Source organism: Pseudonocardia hydrocarbonoxydans (assembly GCF_006539565.1).
Lineage (GTDB): Bacteria > Actinomycetota > Actinomycetes > Mycobacteriales > Pseudonocardiaceae > Pseudonocardia > Pseudonocardia hydrocarbonoxydans.
Map to the genome: position 1 here is coordinate 1 of NZ_BJNG01000023.1, position 19,704 is coordinate 19,704.

Below are 19,704 nucleotides of genomic sequence, written 5' to 3' on the forward strand. Positions count from 1 at the left end.
CCCTAGCCCGGCTCTCCCGTTCCGGGGTCGAGCGGCTCAGGCCGCCCCGTCCGACGCCGTCCCGTCCGCGGGCGGGGTGGTGGCCACCGCGCCCGGCTCGTCGGGGCCCGGCGGCACCTCCGCCGGGGGTTCCTCCGGCACCGCCGGCGCCGGGGCCCGCTCCGCGGTCGGCGCGGGGGACGGCGCGGGAACCGGGGACGAGGTCGGCGCGGTCGGCGGCGGTGGCGCCGCCGGCACGACGGGCGCAGCGCAGCGCACGGCGGTGTCGTCGGAGGTGACGTCACAGGTCGCCCCGTCCGGGCCGCCGTCGAACCGGTCGGTGCCGGGCCCACCGATCAGCTCGTCGGAACCCGCGCCGCCGACGAGCCGGTCCGCGCCCCGGCCGCCGTCGAGGACGTCGGCGGCGGGTCCGCCGACCAGCACGTCGTCCCCGTCGCCTCCGCGGATGTCGTCCGCGCCGTCCCCGCCGACGATGCAGTCGGACGCGGCCGACCCGGTGATCTCGTCGTCCCCGTCGGTACCGAAGATCAGCAGGGGCTCGGCGGGAGCGCCGCGGACCTCGTCGGCGACCCACGGCCGGTCCCGCGGGGTGAGCTGGACGACCTGGTCGAGGCGGAACTCCATCCCGGCGTCCCGGCATTCAGGCGGCACGAGTGCCGGGTCGATCGGCAGCACCCCCTGCCGGGCCGGCGGCGCGGCGAGCGCCGCGGCCAGCCCGTCGGGCGCGGCGGACACCTCGGCCGCGAGCTGCTGTTCCTCCGGCGACAGCACGACCGGATCGACCACGGCGGCCAGCGTGCCTCGCACGACGTCGGTGAACCCACCGCGGGCCTCGACGACGAGCACGTCGGCCACATCGATGCGGATGCCGCCGGTGTTCTCGGTGAGCCGCAGCGTGATGTCCGTCGTGACGGGGCTACCCGGCGGGACGTCCTCGGCGACTGTCGCGCCCGGACCTCCGAGGAACGAGCAGTACTCGGTCTCGGCGGCCCCGCCGATCCCGACCAGCACCGTGGTGCCGGGGGTGTTCTGCGGGCCTCCGGGACCGTCGACGCACAGGCCCGCGACGGCGCCCGGCTCGACGGACACGGTCACGTCGGCGGGGACGGTGCCGCGGTAGTCCACGGTCAGGGCGCCCTCGCGCACCTCGCCCACCAGCTGCATCGGCGGGTAGGTGAGGGACGGCGGCTCGGCGTCCTCCGAGCCGAGCGCCACGGTCGCGGCGGTGGCCGAGCCGCCGGTGGCGGTGTCGAAGTCGGAGTACAGGGCGTAGGTGGCCGCCGTCGTGGTGGCGGCGAGTACCACGACCGTCCCGGTGGCGGCGTAGAGGACGGAGCGGCGGCGGATCACGAGCCCGACCCCGATCGGCGCCGGGAGGCCAGCAGCGCGGCCGCGCAACCGCCGAGCACCAGTCCGCCCAGCAGCAGTGGGAGGCCCGGCAGCCCGGCCGTGGCCGGGCCGAGGTCCACGACGTCGCCGCGCTCCACGACGGCCGGCCGGATGACCGCCTCCGCGGCGACGGGACCGACCCCACCGGGAGCGGCCGCGGCCACCTGCTGCCCGTCGAGATCGAGGCGGAGGTCGAACTCCACCGAGTCGGACTGGGTCACGTCGTCACCCGCACCCTCGTCGTGCCGCAGGTCCGCGATCACGCACAGCCGGCCCTCGCGGTCGGGCAGGCCGACGACCACGGGCTCGGTCGCCATCGTCCGCATGGTCGTCGTGAACGGCGGGCCGGCCGGTGCGCAACCCTCACCGTCGGCGCGACCCGCGGTGAAGGTCGTCCGGAGCCAGCCGGAGAGGTCGCCGTCGTCGCGCCCGCAGGCGGTGTCACCCTCGCGGACCTCGGGGTCGAGGCAGTCGTTCTCCCGGTCCACGAGGTTCTCGACGGTCAGACGCATGCGCCGGACGTCGTCCGGGGCACCGCCGTCGAGGAGGAACACGACCTGCCGCGTCGCCGTCGGGTACAGGTCGGTGATCCGGATGCTGCGCGACTGCGAGCCGTCGTCGTGCCGGACGACGATCCCGACCGGCCCGTCCGCCCCTGCGGCCAACGCGGGGCCGGCCGGAGCGAGCAGTCCCACGGCGACCAGCACCGCCACCGTCGTGCCCCTCACGATCGCGGCCCGATCCGGGGTAACCGGGTGGTGGCGACGTCGTCCTCACCGGCGCCGGGCCCGAGCTGCTCGGGGTCGGGACGCAGTACCCGGCGCAGCACGGTGGCGAGCAGCAGCACCCCCGCCACGACGGCCAGCACGGCGATGCCCGCCCGGCCGGTGACGAACTGCTGCGCGGTCCCGACGTAGGGCACGTCGATCCACACCTTGCCGCGGACGGCGCCGACCGGCACCGGGTCGACGTCCGCACCGTCGTTGTTGTCGCCCTGGGTGACGAAGCTGGGTGGCGAGGTGTCGGGCCGCACCGAGACGATCCGGTGGGTGATGTACTCGTCCACGTCCGGGGCGACCTGGTAGGTGATCACGTCGCCGGGCACCAGGGTCGACGGGTCGACCGGCTCGATGAGCACGACCGCCCCGGTGGCGATGGTCGGCTCCATCGAACCGGTGTAGACGGTCAGCGGGATCGTCCCGGTGACGCGCGGTACCACCACGAGCAACGCCACGAGGCCGAGCCCGATGACGAGCGCGGCCGTGGTGAGCAGCGTGGTGGCGAGGCGGAGCACCTTCACCGGATCCCCCTGGTGTGGATGGTGGAGCGGGCGGGGCCGGCGCGATGTGCGCCGGCCCCGCCTTCACGAGGTAGCTCAGCGGGTCGGGGTGGCCTGGGTCAGGTCGAAGCGGACGTCGAACGTCGCACCGTCCCCCTGGGAGAGGTTCGTCGCCGCGGGTGCGCCGGGCGCGTCGATTCCCGGCGGAGGCGTCTGGCTTCCCTGGCCGCTCGGCAGCCCGACCTCGACGCGGATGCAGATGCCCTGGCCCGGGTCGAGCTCGCCGAGCGGGATGGCCGCGTCGTCGTACCGGTTGAGCACCATCCACGCCCTCGGGGTGTACGTCGCACTCCCACACGCGTCTGCGCTCACCGCGCTGCCGACTCGGTACTGCATGTAGGCCTGCTGCGTGAACTCGCCGTTGCCCGGCCCCGCGGTGCAGGACGGGTCGATGTCGGCCTCGGACTTCGCCCGGCACCCGTCCTCGATGTCGACGAGGTTGACCACCGTCGTCGTGAGCAGGGCGTTCTGGAGCGCAGCGGTGTCGTCTCCCCGGTTCGCGACGAACAGGGCGGTGTCCTTGTTCTCACCGGGGGCGAGGCCGGTCATGTCGAGCGGGACCGACTGGCCGATGTCGATGGTGAGAGTGCCTGCCGCGAGGGAGTTGCCGGTGAACGTGTCGTAGTCCGACCACAGCGCGAACGTGCCGCCGCCGATCAGCGCCAGAGCGGCGACGCCGGCGACCGCGCCGGCGATCAGCTTCTTCTTGTTGTCCTTGACCATGGTGCTCATGAACTCGGTGTCCTTCGGGGAGTCGGCCGGAGCCGGGGGGTCGGGGAACGCCGAGCGGGCCGGGGAAGCGGTTCGGCGTGACGGGGAGAAGTCTGACCCGTGCCGGAATGCCCGCCATCACCAAACTTGGGTATACGCGGATCGGCCAGGAAACGTCTCGTACCCATTTCTGGGTATGACGCGGAACGACCGCTGACGCACGATGGGGGCCGGACGACGGCACAGGTGGAGGACCGGGCATGGACGCGACGCTGCAGGAGCGCCGGACCCCGACGCCCCGCCGCCAGCGCCTGCTCCCGGCCGTCGTGGCCGGGTGCATCGGCGCTCTGGTCCTGGCGGCGCTGGTCCTTGCGGGTGTGGTTCCGGCGCTTGCGGGCGCCCGACCGGTCGCGGTCCAGACGGGTGAGCAGCAGGCCGGCCTCGCTGCCGGCTCCCTCGCCGTCGTGCGTCCGGGGACCCCGCGGGCGGGGGACGTCGTGGCCGTCACCGAGCGTCCCGGCGAACAGCCCGGCCTGCGCCGGGTCGTCGCCGTGCTCGGCGAGAAACTGCTGTTGAGCAGGGATGACGGGAACGCGGTGCTCACCGAGACCGATCTCGTCGACGGCGTCTACCTGTACGCCGTGCCCTGGGCGGGTGCACTGTGGACCAGCCTGGCCACACCGGCCGGCATGTTGTTCGTCGCGGCCGGCCTGCTCCTGCTCGTCGCCGCACACCACCTCCGTTCGGCGCAGCGACGCAGCCGGGACGGGGCCTCAGTGGTCGGCTGACCGCCACGGCGATGTGTAACGGACCCCGGCGACCGCCCGAAGGTCCGAGGACGACGTTGCGGCTCCCCCGCCGCACCCTCGCCGACCGCCGAGTCCCCCGGACACCGTGACCGCTCCCCCCGCGCCTCACGCCCCACCTTCATTCGGCGCCCGTCCCCACGGGCGTTCACGAAGGAGTACTTCCCCTTGCCCGACGACGCCGCAGCACCACCGAGCCGACGATTCCGGTGGCACCGGAACTGGCTTTTCCGCGATTTCGCCGTATTCCTGCCGATCACCGTTCTCACGATCGCCGGTGGTCTGGCGTTGACGGGCGCGGCGGCCCCGGTGCAGGGCCAGGTGCAGCAGATGCTGACCCTCCTCGCGGTCGCGGGCACCGTCGGGGCCGCACTGGTCGTCTCGTTCGCGGGCCGCCTCGACCGGGACGTCACGGCCCTGCGGATCGGGTCCGGTCTGCTCGTCTACGGCGGGGTCGTGCTGCCCGTCACCGCTGCGGGTTTCGCCACCTCGATCGGCCCGGCCGGGCAGCTGCTCGACCTGATCGGCCTCGGTGCCGTGGCCGTGCTCTTCGCCCTCGGGCTCGTGCGACGTGGTGAGCCGACGTTGTCGTGGCCGGCCGCCGCGGTCGCGGTGGCCGCGAGCCTCACGGCAGTGGCGGGTACGGCCCTGGTGCCCGCGCTGGCACCGGGCACGATGGTCCTCACCGCGGCCCATGCGGTCATCGTCCTGGGCATGGCCGCCGTCGCCGCGGCGATGGTCGCCCAGGGGATGCGGGCGCACAGCGTCCTGCAACGCCGCGTCGGGCTCGGGTACGGGCTCCTCGCGGTCGCCCACGGCGGCCGCGGCCTGGAGCCGGTCGAGGTGATGATGGCCTGGCCCGCCTTCACCGGCCTACGTCCCGTTGCCGTCGCCATCATCATCGCCGGCGTGCTGCCCCATCTGCGCTCCGCGCTGCGCCGCCAGCAGGACCGTGACGTCGCGGCCGCCCTGCGGTTGCAGGCGGTCCGGGAGGCCGGCGAGGCGAGGGACCGCGACGCCGACGACCGCGACCACGAGTTGCGCAACGTGGTGCTCGGCCTCAGCGGTGCCGCCGCCCTGCTGGCCGGCCCGGCGGACGGCGGGCGGGCCGAGCTCGGAGCGGCGGTCGCCGCCGAACTGGACCGGCTCACCCGCATGCTGGACCGCGCCCGGCCGGAGACCGGAGCGGGCGAGATCGACGTGCGGTCCGCCCTCGCCGTCGCGGTCGAGGTCCGGCGCGCGGGCGGCGCGGTGATCGAGCTCGACGTGCCCGCGGGGCTGCGGGCCCGCGGCTCGGCCGAGGTACTGACCCAGGTCGTCACCAACCTCCTGGTCAACTGTGCTCGGCACGCGCCGGGCTCACCGGTGCACATCAGTGCCGCGGAAGCCGACGGCCACGTCGTGGTGCAGGTGCGCGACCACGGACCGGGCATCGCACCCGGCCGGGAGGCCGACCTGCTCGACCGCGGACGGCGCAGCGCGACCACCGGCGGCCGCGGGCTCGGTCTCGGGATCAGCCGGGACCTGCTCCGCGCCCACGGCGGCGACCTGCGCCTCGTCCGTCCCGCCGGTGGGGGTCTCCTCGCCGTGCTGGACATCCCGTCGGCCGAGCTGGCCGCGCCCGTGACCCGGTTCGCGAGCTGACAATGACCACCGTCCCCGTGACGATCGTCGACGACCACCAACTGGTCGGGGTGGCGCTGACCGCTGCCCTGCGCGCGCACGGCATCCGCACCCGGTACGTCGACCCCACCGCGGATCCCGGCCTGCCCGCCGCGCTCGACGACGACGATCCCGGGCTCGTCGTGCTCGATCTCGACCTCGGCCCTGGCCCGGACGGTGCCTCGATCGACGGGGTCGACCTGGTCCCACGGGTCCGGGCCACCGGGCGTGACGTGCTGCTGCTCACCGGGAGCCGGGACCGCCCGCGCATCGCCGCGGCGGTGGCCGCGGGCGCACTCGGCTGGCTGGCCAAGAGCCTGCCCTTCGACGAGATCGTCGCCACGATCGCGGCCACGGCGCGCGGGGAGCACCGGTTCGACCCGGGTCCCCGGTCGGCGCTGGTCGCCGAGCACCACGCCGCCGCAGGCGCCCGGCGCGAGCTCGACCGGCGGTGGAGCCGCCTCACCCCGCGCGAACGCGAGGTCCTCGCCCGCCTCGTCGACGGCAGGCGCGTGGCCGACGTCGCCCGCGAGTTCGTCGTGGCCGAGGCCACGGTCCGCACCCAGGTCCGGTCGATCCTGGCCAAGCTCGAGGTGCGCTCACAGCTGGAGGCCGTCGCCGTGGCGCGGACCGTCGGCTGACCCCGGCCCGCTACCCCCGCGCCGCGACGACGGCCTCCCGCAACGCGGCGTGCCCGGCCCGCAGCCCCGCGCGGCCGGCCGACACCTCGACGACCCGCAACCCGCCCTCCCCGTCGAGCACGAGGTCCTCCACCCCCACCCGCACGTGCCTCACCCCGAACGCCGCGCACAGCCCGGCCAGGTCGACGTCCTGCGGCGTGCCGAACACCCGCTCGAACGCCGTCGAGTGCTCCGCCGCCCCCTGCTCCAGGAGGCCGAAGATGCCGCCGCCGGAGTCGTTGAGCACCACGATCGTCAGGTCCGGGCGGGGCTCGTCCGGGCCGATCAGCAGGCCGGTGGTGTCGTGCAGGAAGGTGAGGTCGCCCATCAGCGCGTAGCTCGGGCCCTCGTGGGCCAGCGCGGCGCCGACCGCGGTCGACACCGTGCCGTCGATGCCCGCGACGCCCCGGTTGGAGTGCACCACCAGCCCGGACCGGGGGACGGCGGCCAGCGCCACGTCACGGACCGGGTTGGACGATCCGAGCACGAGCTGGGCGCCGTCGGGCAGGGCGTCGACCAGCGAGCGGGCCAGGCGCAGGCCGACGGGTGCGTCGTCGAGGGCCGCGTCGAGGGCGGCGGACGCGGCAGCGTCGGCGGCGTGCCAGCGGTCGAGCCAGCCGTCGGGGGCCGTCAGGTCGGGCAGCGAGCCGACGGCCCGGACGGTGCCGGGGACGTCGGTCCACGGGCCGTCGCCCGCCAGGGCGTACACCGCGACGGCGGGGTCCGCGAGCAGCCGGGCGACGGCGCGGTGCAGCGTGGGGCGGCCGGCGACCACCACCTGCGCGGGCCGCAGCGCGGGGTCGTTAAGCAGCCACGGCCCGGCGCGCAGCGCGTGCGGCCAGGCCAGCGACGACGGCTCCGCGACGACCGGCGCGGCGACCCCGGGCAGCGCGGGCGCCCCCGGCCCGGCGACGACCAACGTCGGCGCGGCGGGGTCCAGCGGCAGCGGGTCGGCGGTGTGCCGGACCGGCGCCACGGCCGTCCAGGGCGCACCGCCCGGGCGCCCGGCGGGCGCGTCCGGCCCCGTCGGCACGAGCGGCTCGGGGAAAGGCACGTTGAGGTGCACCGGCCCGGCGACGGCCAGCGCCCTGGCGACGACCGACCGCCAGTGCGCGTCGCCCCCGGCCACCGACGCGGTGGCGGTGGGCACGCCGAGGATCCCGTCCTGCACCACGGTCTGGCTCGCCCCCGTGCCGACCAGCTGCGGGGGGCGGTCGGCGCTGAGCGCGAGCAGACGCACCCGCGAGTACGCGGCCTCCAACATCGCGGGGTGCAGGTTCGCGACGGCGGTGCCCGACGTCGTGCACACCGGCACGGCCCGCCCCGACCGCAGCGCGAGCCCGAGGGCGAGGAAACCCGCGGTGCGCTCGTCGATCCGGACGTGCAGCCGCAGCCGGCCGGCCGCGTCGGCGTCGTGCAGCGCGAAGGCCAGTGGCGCGTTGCGCGACCCGGGGCAGAACACCGCGTCGGTGACACCCCCGCGGACCAGTTCGTCGACGAGCACGCGGGCCATCGCCGTCGAGGAGGTCATCGCGCGAGCGTAAACCGTGATCATCCGCACGGCGCGGCACGGAACAGGCCCCGCGGCCCAAGTGGTTGAGACCTCACGTGACTCAGAAGCCGCTCCCGTCCGACAGCCCGATCCTCCAGCCGGTCACCGCCGGTGCGCTGGAGGCGAAGAACCGTCTCTGGATGGCGCCGCTGACCCGCAACCGCGCCGACGCCGACGGCACCCCCAACGACCTGTCCGTCGAGTACTACCGCCAGCGCGCGGAGGCCGGCGTGATCGTCAGCGAGGGCAGCCAGCCGTCCGCGGTCGGCCAGGGCTACCCGCACACCGCCGGTGCCGTGACCGATGCCAACGAGGCCGGCTGGACGCGCGTCGCCGAGGCCGTCCACGCCGACGGCGGGCTGCTCGTGGTGCAGCTGATGCACGCGGGCCGCATCTCGCACACCAGCACGATCGCCGGGGAGACCCCGGTCTCCTCGACGGCCACGCAGGCCGCGGGCCAGATCTTCACCCTCGACGGCCAGCAGGACCACACCCCGCCGCGCGCTCTCGGCACCGACGAGCTGCCCGGGGTGGCCGCCGAGTTCGCCGACGCCGCACGCCGGGTCGTCCGCGCGGGTGCCGACGGCGTCGAGCTGCACGCCGCCAACGGCTACCTGCTCCACCAGTTCCTCGCCGACGGCGTGAACGACCGCACCGACTCCTACGGCGGCTCGCCGGAGAACCGCGCCCGTTTCGTCGTCGAGGTCGCGAAGGCCACGGCCGCCGCGATCGGCGCCGACCGCGTGGGCATCCGGCTCTCGCCCGGGCACCCGTTCAACGACATCACCGAGGACGACCTGTCGGTCTACGAGACCCTGGTCGCGCAGCTCGCCGACCTGGGCCTCGCCTACGTCCACCTGCTCGCCGAGGCCGACGACCCGATCGTCGGCAAGCTGCGCGCCGTCTGGCCGGGCACGTTCGTCCTCAACACCGGCTTCGGTGTCGACGACACCCGCGACGACATTGCGCGCCTGCTGGCCGACGGCGTCGCCGACGCCGTGGCGGTCGGGCGCCCGTTCCTGGCCAACCCCGACCTCGTGACGCGCTGGGCCCAGGGCGCCGACCTGAACGAGCCGAACCAGGAGACGTTCTACGGCGGCGGCGCCGAGGGCTACACCGACTACCCGCGACTCGCGGGCTGAGACCCCGCAGGCCCACCACGGCCCGCGGTGGCGAGGCGGGCGCCGGGCCACCCCCGGACGCCCGCCTCGTCGGTACCCGGACGACCCGCGGGTCAGACGGTGATCAGCTCGAACGCCGTCGCCAGCGTCGCGCCGGGCAGGCGTGCGCCGTCGGCCTCGGCCATCGGGCGCAGGAAACCCTCGGGATCGGCCATGTCGCCGCCGAGTGCGTCGAGATAGGCGCGGTGCGCGGCCAGCGAGGCGACGCCCCGGTCGAAGTGGGCGCCGACGTCGACGGCGTGCGAGTTGCGCGGTGACGCCGCGACGGCCACCCAGCGCACCCCGCTCCACGGCTCCCCGGCGTCGGTGAACAGCCAGCGGTTCGCGGCGTCGCGCACCGCGTCGACGACGGCCCGTCCGGTGGCCATGTGGTCGGCCATGTTCATCCCGACGTCGCCGGGCCAGGTCTCGCGGAAGTTGCCGGTGACGACCAGCTCGGGCCGGTGCCTGCGGATCGCCGCGGCGATGTCGCGGCGCAGCGGGACGCCGTAGGTGATGAGCCCGTCGGGGTGGTCGAGGAACTCCACCACCTCGACGCCGACCGCCGCGGCCGCGGCCCGCTGCTCGGCCTCCCGCAGCGGTCCGCACTCGGCGGGCGGCAGCGTGTCGATGCCCGCCTCGCCGCGGGTGACCAGCAGGTACCGGACGTCCTTGCCGGACGCCGTCCAGCGGGCGACGGCCGCCGCGCCGCCGTACTCCAGGTCGTCGGGGTGGGCGACCACCGCGAGCGCGCGGGTCCAGTCCTCGGGCATCGGCTCGTAGTCCATGCCGGCGATCCTGGCCCGGTCGCCGCCCGCGCCGCCAGCCTCAGGTCCCGGCGCGCTCCCGCCGGGGGACCAGCAGGCCCGCCCCGAGCAGCAGCAGCACACCCCCGCCGACGACCAGCAGCCCGGCCGGTGTGCGGGCGAGCTCCATGCCGCGCCCGACCCACGGCACCGAGTACCACAGCACCCCGCGCACGTCCGCGACCGTGACGACGCCCGGGTCCGGGTCGGGGTTCGCGTCGCCCCGGGTGCGGAAGCCCGGCCCCGGGAGGACCTCCACGACCCGGTGCGTGACCACGCGGGTGGCGTCGGAGGCCGGATCGAGCGCCCCCGGTTCGTCGCGGCCGAGGACCGGCCCGGTGCCGCGGGCCCGTTCCTGGTGCTCGGCACCGCGGGCGACGACGTCGTCACCGGGTCCGGGGCGGGCGACTGCCTGGTCGGCGGCGGCGGCTTCGACGTGCTCGACGGCGCGGGCGGCGACGACGTCCTCGTCGGCGGCGACGGCGCGGACCGCCTGATCGGTGGGCCGGGCGACGACCGGCTGTTCGGCGGCGCCGGGGTCGACGAGCTCACCGGGGGCCCCGGAGCCGACGTCCTGGACGGCGGTGTGGACGGCGGGACCTGCGACGCCGACCCGGCCGACACCGTCACCGCCTGCACGGTGCCCGCCCCGGCGCCGCTGCCCGGGCCCGCACCCGTCCCGGCACCGCTCCCCGAGCCGCCTCCCGCACCGGCCGCGCCGGCCCCCGCTCCCGAACCGGCCCCCGCGGCACCGGAGGAACCGCAGCCCGCGGAACCCGCGCCCGCGCCCGAGGTCGCACCGCCCCCCGGGGAGGCTCCGGCCGAGCCGCCACCGGCCGAGCCGGAGGGCGATCCCTCCGACGGGACCGGGGACGGGGTGGTCGCACCGAGCTGAGCCGGAGCACGCGGCGGACGACCACCGGCCCGCGGGTAGCCTGCGACCGACATGAGCGCCACCCTGCAGGCCACCGATCTCGCCGCCGGCCACGGCGCCCGCGTGCTGTTCTCCGGGCTCGACCTCGTGATCGCCCCCGGCGACGTCGTCGGCCTCGTCGGGGCCAACGGCGCGGGGAAGTCGACGCTGCTGAGCCTGCTCGCGGGCGAGCTCGACCCGGAGGACGGGACGGTGGCGCGCAGCCCGCCGGACGCCACCGTCGGGCACCTCCCGCAGGAGCCCGACCGGCGCGCGGGCGAGACGGTCGCGGCCTTCCTGGCCCGGCGCACCGGCGTCACCGCGGCGCTGACGACGATGGACGCCGCCGCCGAGGCCCTGGGCGCGGGTGCGCCGGGCGCCGACGACGCCTATGCCGCCGCGCTCGACCGCTGGCTCGCCCTCGGGGGCGCCGACCTCGACGAGCGCGCGGGCGAGGTGGCCGCCGAGGTCGGGCTGGGCGTCGACCTCGACACCCCGATGACGGCGCTGTCCGGCGGCCAGGCCGCCCGCGCCGGGCTCGCCGCCCTGCTCCTCTCACGCTACGACGTGCTGCTGCTCGACGAGCCCACCAACGACCTCGACCTCGACGGGCTGGAGCGGCTGGAGCGGTTCGTCCAGGGGTTGCGGTCCCCGGCCGTGATCGTCAGCCACGACCGGGAGTTCCTCGCCCGCACCGTCACCCGCATCGTGGAGCTCGACCTGGCCCAGGGGCAGGTCGGCGTCTACGACGGCGGGTACGACGCCTACCTCGTCGAGCGCGAGGTGGCCCGGCGCCACGCCCGCGAGGCCTACGAGGAGTACGACGACAAGCTCGGCTCGCTCAAGGACCGCGCCCAGATGCAGCGCAACTGGATGGCCCAGGGCGTGCGCAACGCCCGGCGCAAGAGCACCGACAACGACAAGATCGGCCGGAACAAGCGGGCCGAGACCAGCGAGAAGCAGGCCGCGAAGGCCCGCCAGACCGCGAAGATGATCGACCGGCTCGACGTCGTCGAGGAGCCCCGCAAGGAGTGGGAGCTGCGCATGACGATCGCCGCGGCGCCGCGCTCGGGCACCGTCGTGGCGTCGATGAGCGGGGCGGTGGTGCGGCGCGGGTCGTTCACGCTCGGGCCCGTCGACGCCCGGGTCGACTGGGCCGACCGCGTCGTGATCACCGGGGCCAACGGGTCGGGCAAGACCACGCTGATCGGCGCGCTGCTCGGCCGCATCCCGGTCGACGAGGGCAGCGCCGGGCTCGGGTCGGGTGTGCGGGTCGGCGAGATCGACCAGGCCCGCGGCCTGTTCCTGGGCCCCGCGCCGCTCGCCAGGGCGTTCGGTGACGCCGTGCCCGACTGGGCCGAGTCCGACGTGCGCACGCTGCTCGCGAAGTTCGGCCTCGCCGGCGACCACGCACCCCGCCCGGCCGCGTCGCTGTCGCCGGGCGAGCGCACCCGCGCCGCGCTGGCGCTGCTGCAGGCCCGCGAGGTCAACCTGCTGGTCCTCGACGAGCCGACCAACCACCTGGACCTGCCCGCCATCGAGCAGCTGGAGCAGGCCCTCGACGGCTTCGGCGGCACCGTCCTGCTCGTGACCCACGACCGCCGGATGCTGGAGTCGGTGCGCACCACCCGGCACTGGACCCTGCGGGACGGCCGGCTCAGCGAGTCGTGATGGGCCGAGTCGTGATGGGCCGATCGGGGGGCCCGCGGCGCCCGATGTGACGCCCCGTGCCGGCCGGGCACTCGATCCGGGCGGGTCACGGCGATCCTGCTAATACCCCCGCCGACGCGTCCGAAGGACCGGGTATGGCGACAGCGACGGCGGCCCGGCCGCTCCCGGCACTGCCCCCGGGCGGCGTCGCGCTCGCCCGCCGGGTCGGCGAACGGCCCGGCGCGCCGCTCGTCGCCACGGTGCTCGGGCCGGGCGGCACCGGCAAGACGATGCTCCTCGACGCGCTGGCCCGCCTCTACTCCGACGCGGGCGTGCCGGTGGTGCGCCACGACGCCGCGACCCCGCTCGACCCGTCGGCCGCCGTCCTCGTCGACGACGCGCACCTGCTGCCGCCCGACCGCCTCGACGCGCTGCGCGCCCTCGCCCGCACCGACGGCGCCCGGGTCGTGCTGGCCCACCGGCCCTGGCCCCGGCCCGACGGGCTGGCCGAGCTCAGCGCGGGTGTCGGGGCGCGGCGCACGGTCGCGGTCGTCGGACACCTCGACCGGGCCGCGGTGGCCGAGCGCCTGGCCGCCCGGCTGGGCGCGGCGGCCCCGGCGTCGATGGTCGAGCTCGTGCACCGGCAGTCCGGCGGGCTGCCGGCGCTGGTCGACCTCGTGACCCAGGGCCTCCTCGACGGCGGCCGCGTCGACCTCGCCCGGCCCGAGCGGTTCGCCGCCCCGGAGCGGATCACGGTGTCCACCGCACTCGCCGAGCGGTTGCGCCACCGCGTCGACGCCCTCCCGCCCCAGGTCCAGGAGCTACTGACGGTCCTCGCCCACGGCGCACCGCTCGACGGCGACGTCCTGGCCCGGCTGCTCGCGCCCGGCGTCGAGCTGGAGGAGGCGGTGGAGGCCGCGCGCGCCACCGGGCTGCTCACCGAGGGCGGCGAGCTGATCCCGCTGATCGGCGCGCTGTTCGTGAAGCTGACCCCGGTGCTGCGCACCCGCGACCTGCACCGCAGGCTCGCCGGCATCGAGCTCGAGCGGGGCGGGTCGGTGCTCGCCGCGGGCCGCAGGCTGCTCGGTACCGGGGCGAGCGGCGCCCACATCGCCACCGTCCTGTGCAGCGCCGCCGACGAGGCGCTGGCCGGGTCGCCCGCGCTGGCCGCCGAGCTGCTCGCGGCGGCCGTCGACGCCGGGGCGCCCCGGCTCGCCGTCGCCGGGCGCCGGGCCCACGCGCTGGCGCTGGCCGGGGACGTCGGGGCGGCCCTGCAGACCTCCGACGACGCACTGGCCGCGCCCGACCGGGCCGACCGGGACACCGCCGTCGTCGCGGCCGCCACGGCGCTCGCCCACCGCGGCCTTCCCGGGCGCAGCGTCGAGCTGCTGGCCACCCTGGAACCGGGCCGGGCCGTGCTCGCGGTGCCCACGCTCGTCGTCACCGGGGATCTCGACGGCGCCCGCGCGGCCCTGGCCGCCGCCGACGCCGCGCCGGGCGCGGGCACGCTGCTGGAGGGGGCGGCACGGATGCTCGGCCACGGCATGGTCGGGGCCGTCACCGGTTCCGGGGCGGCGCTGTCCCGCCTCGCCCAGGCCGCGGCGATGCTCGAGCCGGTGGCCGCCGCGAGCCTGCTGCCCGACACCCCGGCCGCGCTCACCGCGGTCGTCGCGGCCGTGTCCGGGCAGCCCGGCGTGGCCGAGTCGACGCTGCGGCGCGCGATCGAGGGCCGGCACGGCGGGCGGATCGCGGTGCTCCGCCACCGGCTGCTGCTGGCCGGGGTGCTGGTGGCGCGGGGCACGCTCGGCCCACCCGCCGGGCTGCTCGACCGGGTGCGCCGGCAGCAACCCCCGCCCGAACCCCGCGACGCGCTGCTCGCGGCGGCGTGCGAGGTGGCGCTGGCCCGTCGCCGCGACGACGCCGCCGCGCTCGCCACGGCCTGGGCCCGTGCCCGCGACGCACTGGTCCGCCAGCCCGCCGACCTCACGCTGATCCCGGTGCTGGGCGAGCTCGCCGTGGCGGCCGCCCTGCTCGGCGAGGAGTGCTGGCTCGCCGGGCCCCTGGAGGACCTCTCCGCCGTGCTCGACCGGCTCGGCCGCCCCGCGCTGTGGACGGCCCCGCTGAGCTGGGCGCTGCTGCAGGCCGCGGTCGCCGCCGACGACCCCGCCGCGGTCCGGCGGCACGCCGCCGACCTGGCGGGCACCGCGGCCGCGTCGCCGTACGCCGCGGTCCTCGCCGCGGCCGGGCGGAGCTGGACGGCCGTGCTCGACGGCGCACCGGACGTCGACGAGCTGGCGGGGACGGGCCGGCGGATGGCCGCGGTCGGGCTGGGCCGGGAGGCCGCTCAGCTCGCCGGCCGGGCCGCGACGACCGGCACCGACCGGCGCACCGCGGCCGGGCTGCACGCACTGGCCCGCCACCTGAGCCCGGCCACGGCAGCGGACCCCACCGCAGGCCCCGGCCCCGCCGACGCCCTGGGCGCGGGCGAGCACGGCGCGACCGCCGCGCTCCCGGACGTCCCCGCGGTGGCGGACCGCGATGCCGCGGGCCCCGGGCCCGTCCCGGACACCCGGCTCACCGACCGCGAGCAGGAGATCGGCCGTCTCATCCTGGCCGGACTGACCTACAAGCAGGTCGGGCAGCGCCTCTACATCTCGGCCAAGACGGTGGAGCACTACGTCGCCCGGATGCGGCAGCGGCTCGGGGTCACCACCCGCGGCGAGATGTTCGCGGTGCTGCAGGCGACCCTCGGCGACGGGGGCTGAGCCGCACCGCGGTTCAGCGGGGCAGGGCCCCGACCAGCCCCTCGCAGGTGCGCACGACCGTGCGGCACGCGGCCGTGACCGACCGGTCGAGCATCGGGTTCTCGGCGTGTTCCTGCCAGCGGGCCAGCGCGTCGAGGGCGGCCGCGCGCAGGTCGTCGGCGGGCGTGCCGGGGGGCAGCCCGAGCCGGGCCGCGGGCGACGCGCCCGCGCCGCCCAGCAGCGCGGAGCCCTCCGCGGCGATCGGGGCGGGCAGCGTGACCGAGCCGAACCGGAGCTCCCCCAGCAGCCGCAGCTCGACGAACTCGTGCGCGCCGGTGAGCAGCCGCTCCAGCTCGGCCGACAGCTCGCGCGAGCCCGCGACCGGGTCGTCCTGGACGACCTGGTGCACCGCCAGCAGCGCCGACCGGGCCTTGAGCACCGCGCGGCGCTGCACGAACTGGCTGTCCAGCGCCGCCTGCAGCTCGGCGAGCCCGCTGCGGCCCACCAGTTCCGCGGCCAGCGCTGCCGGCGTGCCGACCCCCTGGCGGATCAGCATCGTGGACAGCCGCAGCCCGAACACCCCGAACCGGCGCAGCAGCCCGGCGCGCTGGTCGGCGGTCAGCCCCGGCACGGCCCGGGCGATCGGGGAGTCCGGCGCCACGAACCGGTCGACGGTGAGCAGCGACGCCTCCAGCGCCTCCTTCGGCTGGCGGGCCAGCGCGTCGAGCACGGTGAACTCGGTCTGGCGCAGCGTGCGCCCGGTCTCGGCCACCAGCCCGGCCACCGCGACGATGTGCTGCGCCAGGCCGCGCAGGGCCGGGTCGGACCGGTAGCGACGCGCGATCTGCCGGGCCGAGACCATCGCGTCGACCCGGCCGCCCCCGATCTCGTCGGCCCGGGAGATCACCGCCAGCGAGTTGACCGACGCCGTCTGCGCCACCCCCTGCCCGCGGAACGCCTCCAGGAACTCCGCGTCGGCGGCGTGCAGGTGCCGCATCAGGTACAGCACGGCGTCGGCGTCGGTGGGGCGCTCGTCGTCGGGGTGCAGGAAGCGCAGCGTGCGGCGGCCGACCTCGTGCGACAGCGACGACAGGCCCGGGGTGTCGATGAGGGTGGCGATCCGCAGGCTCTGCGACGGCCAGTCGACGACGAGCATCTCGACGTCGTCGGCCGACGCCCCGCGCAGGTCGATCACCAGCGCGCCGTCGCGTCGGTCGACCGGCAGTTCGTGCACCGACCCGTCGGCGCCCACCACGGTGACCGCGGGGTGCGGCGCGTCCCGGTACCAGGTGACGACCTTCGTGCACTCCCCCGCGTCGACGGGCGCGAGCCGCTCCCCGACCAGGGCGTTGAGCAGCGTCGACTTGCCGGCCTTGACCTTGCCCGCGATGGCCAGGCGCAACGGCTCGTCGAGCCGGTCGACCTGGTGGGCGAGCCAGTCGGCGGTGGGTGGGTCGTGGCGGTAGACGCGCCCGGCGTCGAGCAGGAGGTCGCGTGCGGCGTCGGTGAGCGTGCGCGTCAAGACACGGGCACCGGTTCGACGGCCGTGCGGGCCGGGGCCGCGGCGGGGACCAGCGTGCGCACCCGCTGCTGGAGCTTCTCGAGCTTCGCGATCTGGTCGGGGATCTCGGCCAGGCGACGGCTGCGCTCCCCCTCGGTGGTCTTCACCGAGCGCTCCGCGGTGGCCAGGGAGTCCTTGAGCGAGGTGTTGAGCTGCTCGGCGAGCTCCCCGAAGTGGTCGCGCAGGTCGCGCTGCACGTCGCGGAGCATGTCGCGGGAGTCCTTTCCGACCTGGAACGTCACGTCGTCGACGTAGCGGCGTACCGAGGTCTTCGCCTCGCCCTGGCGCCGGGCGACGATCCGCCTGCGCTCGTCGCTGATCGTCTTCCCGCCCAGCAGCAACCCGGCGCCCAGCGAGAACGGGTTGATCAGCGACATGCCGACGAGCGTGCCGAGCAGCCCGAACATCAGCACGCCGATGTACCCGCCGCGCAGCCCGGACAGGGCCTGCTGGCCCAGGTTCCACGGCTCGCCCTCGCGGACCTTCATCTCCCGGGCCGCCCCCACCGCCGCCGACGCCTCGGTGCGCAGCGCGGGCAGCGCGGCCTCGCGGTCCTCGGCGAAGTGGGCCGCCACCTGCTGGGCCAGGAACCGCGCCCGCTGCGTGGCCCACAGGAAGTTCGTCGACGCCGCCGCGGCGACCTGCTGCTGGATCCACGCCGAGAGCTGGTCCCAGTTCTTCGTGGGGTCGCCGCCGTCGTCGATCTCCTCCTCGGCCAGGCGGGTGATCTCGCGCATCCGGTCGCGCAGGTCGTGGTCGATGTCGGCGTTGAGGTCGGCGACGCCGTCGTTGAGGGTGTGCTGCCAGCGGGCCGAGCGCTCCTTGAGCGCGGCCGCCCGCTCCTGCGCCGCCCGCAGCGTCCGGATCAGGTCCTGGACGCCGTTCGGGTCGCGGTGCGAGGCCTCCTCGGCGCGCAGGCCGTCGCGCAGCTGGTCGGTGACGGCGACGACGTCGTGCACGGTGGAGCGCCGGGCCAGCAGGTCGGCCTGCCCGAGCACCCGCTCGCCCAGGTAGGACTCGAGCGCGGGGAAGCCGGACTCCGCGTTGAGCGCGGCGTCGGCGGTGACCACGGCCTGCCAGCGCACCGTGGACGACACCGCGATCAGCTCGGCGGAGATCCCGGCGTCGCGCAGGTGGCGGCGGTCGAGCTCGGCGATGCGCCGCCACTCCGGGTACATGTCGGTCTTGGTGAGCACGCAGGCGACGTTCGGGCAGAGCCGGATCGCCTGGCGCAGGAACTCCAGCTCGGGGGCGGTGTACTCCTGGGAGGCGTCGGACACCAGCAGCACCGCGTCGGCCGTGGGCAGCGCGGCCATCGTGGCCGCGCCGTGGATCGAGGTCAGCCCGCCCACGCCGGGGGTGTCGACGACGACCAGCCCGGCCTGCAGCATCGTGCGCGGGATGCCGATCTCGACGCCGGTGAGCCCCTGCGCGTTCCGCGGGTTGCGCGCCTCGGTGACGTAGCCCGCGACCACGTCGGACAGCTCGTGCAGCGGCACGTCGGCGCGGCTCGTGCGCACCTGCTCGGGTGCGCCGTCCGGCCCGGTGCCGCGGGTGTGGACCAGCGTGAGCACCGGCTCCTCGGCGTAGGACACCGCGGTGGACACCGCGGTGGCGACGTCGTCGAAGACGGGGCAGACCGGCGCGCTGAGCAGCGCGTTGACCAGCAGGCTCTTGCCCTGCTTGAACTCCCCCACGACCAGCACCCGCACGCTGTCGTCGAGCAGCCGGCTGCGGGCCTGGCGCAGCCGCTCCTCCAGATCGGGGCGGGCGTACGGGGCGATCGTCGCCAGGGCGAGGTCGACGGCCTTCACGGTCAGTGGGAGCTCCACGGGGTCCTCCACGCAGCTGATTGTGGGCCATGGCCGCGCCACCCGGCCCGGACACGGCCGTGCCCTCCCCCGGTCGGGGGAGGGCGCGGGCCGGTCGGTCAGGCGCCGACCGCGTCGGGCACCGGTTCGGCGTCGACCGCGGCCGCCGTGGCCGCGGGCTCGTTCACGGCGTAGGAGTCGTACACCGCCGTCGTGGACTCGTTGCCCGAGCCGGTGACGGTCGTCGAGTTGTCGCTCGCGTCGTTCAGCGAGTCGACGATCACCACCGTCTCGCTCTCGTCGGAGTTGAACGAGTCCTCCACCACCGTGACCTCGGTGGAGTTGCCTGCGGTGTTCCCGTCGCCGTTGACGACGGTGCTGTCGGCGATGATGCCGCCCTTGTTGTCGACACCGTCGTTGTCCTGGTTGAACGAGTCGCGGATGTAGGTGCCGCCCTCCTCCACGTACACGCTGTTGTCGGTGTAGGAGAACTCGTTCGTGTACTGCTTGTACTCGATGTTCTGGGTGGTGTGGGAGCCGCCGCCGTCCTCGCGCACCACCTCCCGCTCCACGGTGTGGGACCGGGTGACGTACTGGATCACGCGCACGGGGTCGTCGTCGCCGCCGAGACCGCGGGGGGCGTACCCGCCGGCGTGGTCGGCCGCGGCCGGGGCCCGGTAGGAGACCCCGTCACAGTCGGCCAGCATCGGCTCGACGTCGCGGATGTCCTGCGCGGTGACCCCGGCGAGGTCGTGGCGGGCGAGCACACCCTGCGGGTCACGGGCGAACTCCTCCTGCGCCTCCTCGTCGCGCAGCAGGCCGAGCAGGAAGTCGATCAGCGAGGAAAGGGAGAGCATCGCGCTCACCTCCGGGGTGGGTCAGGGATCGGCCCGGGGCCCGCCGCGACGGAGGGGTCGCGG

General features: G+C 76.1%; 17 protein-coding genes. 7 read left to right on the plus strand and 10 right to left on the minus strand.

Translation table 11 applies throughout. The annotated features are described in order from the left end of the window. Window positions 1-36: 36 nt before the first annotated feature. The 4 genes from PHY01_RS27120 to PHY01_RS15010 all read right to left on the minus strand — a co-directional run bounded on the left by PHY01_RS27120 (window position 37) and on the right by PHY01_RS15010 (window position 3,460). On the minus strand, window positions 37-1,350 hold the full coding sequence (locus PHY01_RS27120; RefSeq protein ID WP_218030169.1) for a calcium-binding protein: 1,314 nt from the start codon (window positions 1,348-1,350) through the stop codon (window positions 37-39). Then, on the minus strand, window positions 1,347-2,117 hold the full coding sequence (locus tag PHY01_RS15000) for a hypothetical protein (protein WP_141279283.1): 771 nt from the start codon (window positions 2,115-2,117) through the stop codon (window positions 1,347-1,349). The genes PHY01_RS27120 and PHY01_RS15000 overlap by 4 nt, the downstream gene beginning before the upstream one ends. Further along, window positions 2,114-2,689, minus strand: a complete 576-nt coding sequence (locus PHY01_RS15005) for a signal peptidase I (protein WP_141279284.1) — start codon at window positions 2,687-2,689, stop codon at window positions 2,114-2,116. The genes PHY01_RS15000 and PHY01_RS15005 overlap by 4 nt, the downstream gene beginning before the upstream one ends. Before the next feature lie 75 nt (window positions 2,690-2,764). Then, a complete protein-coding gene (locus PHY01_RS15010; protein ID WP_218030170.1) occupies window positions 2,765-3,460 on the minus strand; it encodes a TasA family protein in 696 nt (231 codons plus the stop codon). 239 nt (window positions 3,461-3,699) lie between these two features. Here PHY01_RS15010 and PHY01_RS15015 point away from each other — a divergent pair, with 239 nt between their 5' ends. The 3 genes from PHY01_RS15015 to PHY01_RS15025 all read left to right on the plus strand — a co-directional run bounded on the left by PHY01_RS15015 (window position 3,700) and on the right by PHY01_RS15025 (window position 6,548). Further along, window positions 3,700-4,227, plus strand: a complete 528-nt coding sequence (locus PHY01_RS15015) for a hypothetical protein (protein ID WP_141279285.1) — start codon at window positions 3,700-3,702, stop codon at window positions 4,225-4,227. A gap of 306 nt (window positions 4,228-4,533) precedes the next feature. Then, window positions 4,534-5,889: a sensor histidine kinase gene (locus tag PHY01_RS15020; protein ID WP_141279286.1), complete on the plus strand. Its 1,356-nt coding sequence runs from the start codon at window positions 4,534-4,536 to the stop codon at window positions 5,887-5,889. Window positions 5,890-5,891: 2 nt separating this feature from the next. Beyond that, window positions 5,892-6,548, plus strand: coding sequence for a LuxR C-terminal-related transcriptional regulator (locus PHY01_RS15025; RefSeq protein ID WP_141279287.1), 657 nt, complete (start codon window positions 5,892-5,894; stop codon window positions 6,546-6,548). 10 nt (window positions 6,549-6,558) lie between these two features. On the opposite strand, the gene menD is transcribed toward PHY01_RS15025, so the two are convergent. Continuing rightward, window positions 6,559-8,118 (minus strand): 2-succinyl-5-enolpyruvyl-6-hydroxy-3-cyclohexene-1-carboxylic-acid synthase, encoded by a 1,560-nt coding sequence (gene menD / locus PHY01_RS15030; protein ID WP_141279288.1) that lies wholly within the window; start codon window positions 8,116-8,118, stop codon window positions 6,559-6,561. Between the two features lie 77 nt (window positions 8,119-8,195). Between menD and PHY01_RS15035 the strand changes: the two genes are divergently transcribed. Further along, on the plus strand, window positions 8,196-9,281 hold the full coding sequence (locus PHY01_RS15035; RefSeq protein ID WP_246085916.1) for an alkene reductase: 1,086 nt from the start codon (window positions 8,196-8,198) through the stop codon (window positions 9,279-9,281). Window positions 9,282-9,373: 92 nt separating this feature from the next. Here the strand turns inward: PHY01_RS15035 and PHY01_RS15040 are convergent, their stop codons facing one another. Continuing rightward, window positions 9,374-10,087 carry a PIG-L deacetylase family protein gene (locus tag PHY01_RS15040; protein ID WP_141279289.1) on the minus strand — a complete coding sequence of 238 codons (714 nt, stop codon included), beginning with the start codon at window positions 10,085-10,087 and terminating at the stop codon, window positions 9,374-9,376. Between the two features lie 40 nt (window positions 10,088-10,127). Beyond that, window positions 10,128-10,364 carry a hypothetical protein gene (locus PHY01_RS27125; RefSeq protein ID WP_218030171.1) on the minus strand — a complete coding sequence of 79 codons (237 nt, stop codon included), beginning with the start codon at window positions 10,362-10,364 and terminating at the stop codon, window positions 10,128-10,130. 6 nt (window positions 10,365-10,370) lie between these two features. Here PHY01_RS27125 and PHY01_RS27130 point away from each other — a divergent pair, with 6 nt between their 5' ends. The 3 genes from PHY01_RS27130 to PHY01_RS15055 all read left to right on the plus strand — a co-directional run bounded on the left by PHY01_RS27130 (window position 10,371) and on the right by PHY01_RS15055 (window position 15,433). Next, window positions 10,371-11,000: a calcium-binding protein gene (locus PHY01_RS27130; protein WP_218030172.1), complete on the plus strand. Its 630-nt coding sequence runs from the start codon at window positions 10,371-10,373 to the stop codon at window positions 10,998-11,000. A gap of 51 nt (window positions 11,001-11,051) precedes the next feature. Beyond that, complete coding sequence (locus tag PHY01_RS15050) at window positions 11,052-12,689, plus strand: ABC-F family ATP-binding cassette domain-containing protein (RefSeq protein WP_141279291.1); 1,638 nt, start codon at window positions 11,052-11,054, stop codon at window positions 12,687-12,689. Between the two features lie 134 nt (window positions 12,690-12,823). Next, on the plus strand, window positions 12,824-15,433 hold the full coding sequence (locus PHY01_RS15055) for a helix-turn-helix transcriptional regulator (protein WP_141279292.1): 2,610 nt from the start codon (window positions 12,824-12,826) through the stop codon (window positions 15,431-15,433). Between the two features lie 13 nt (window positions 15,434-15,446). Here PHY01_RS15055 and PHY01_RS15060 read toward each other — a convergent pair whose 3' ends face one another. The 3 genes from PHY01_RS15060 to PHY01_RS15070 form a co-directional block, all read right to left on the minus strand. Continuing rightward, complete coding sequence (locus PHY01_RS15060) at window positions 15,447-16,934, minus strand: dynamin family protein (protein WP_141279293.1); 1,488 nt, start codon at window positions 16,932-16,934, stop codon at window positions 15,447-15,449. Beyond that, window positions 16,931-18,817, minus strand: coding sequence for a dynamin family protein (locus tag PHY01_RS15065; protein WP_246085917.1), 1,887 nt, complete (start codon window positions 18,815-18,817; stop codon window positions 16,931-16,933). Before PHY01_RS15065 ends, PHY01_RS15060 begins: the two co-directional genes overlap by 4 nt. Window positions 18,818-18,903: 86 nt before the next feature. Continuing rightward, window positions 18,904-19,641, minus strand: a complete 738-nt coding sequence (locus PHY01_RS15070; protein WP_141279294.1) for an IniB N-terminal domain-containing protein — start codon at window positions 19,639-19,641, stop codon at window positions 18,904-18,906. Window positions 19,642-19,704 lie beyond the last annotated feature (63 nt).

Coding starts and splice junctions, on each gene's coding strand:
- PHY01_RS15010 (WP_218030170.1), bottom strand. CDS start 3,460: ATGAGCACCATGGTCAAGGACAACAAGAAGAAGCTGATCGCCGGCGCG.
- PHY01_RS15015 (WP_141279285.1), top strand. CDS start 3,700: ATGGACGCGACGCTGCAGGAGCGCCGGACCCCGACGCCCCGCCGCCAG.
- PHY01_RS15025 (WP_141279287.1), top strand. CDS start 5,892: ATGACCACCGTCCCCGTGACGATCGTCGACGACCACCAACTGGTCGGG.
- menD (WP_141279288.1), bottom strand. CDS start 8,118: ATGACCTCCTCGACGGCGATGGCCCGCGTGCTCGTCGACGAACTGGTC.
- PHY01_RS15040 (WP_141279289.1), bottom strand. CDS start 10,087: ATGGACTACGAGCCGATGCCCGAGGACTGGACCCGCGCGCTCGCGGTG.
- PHY01_RS15050 (WP_141279291.1), top strand. CDS start 11,052: ATGAGCGCCACCCTGCAGGCCACCGATCTCGCCGCCGGCCACGGCGCC.
- PHY01_RS15055 (WP_141279292.1), top strand. CDS start 12,824: ATGGCGACAGCGACGGCGGCCCGGCCGCTCCCGGCACTGCCCCCGGGC.
- PHY01_RS15070 (WP_141279294.1), bottom strand. CDS start 19,641: ATGCTCTCCCTTTCCTCGCTGATCGACTTCCTGCTCGGCCTGCTGCGC.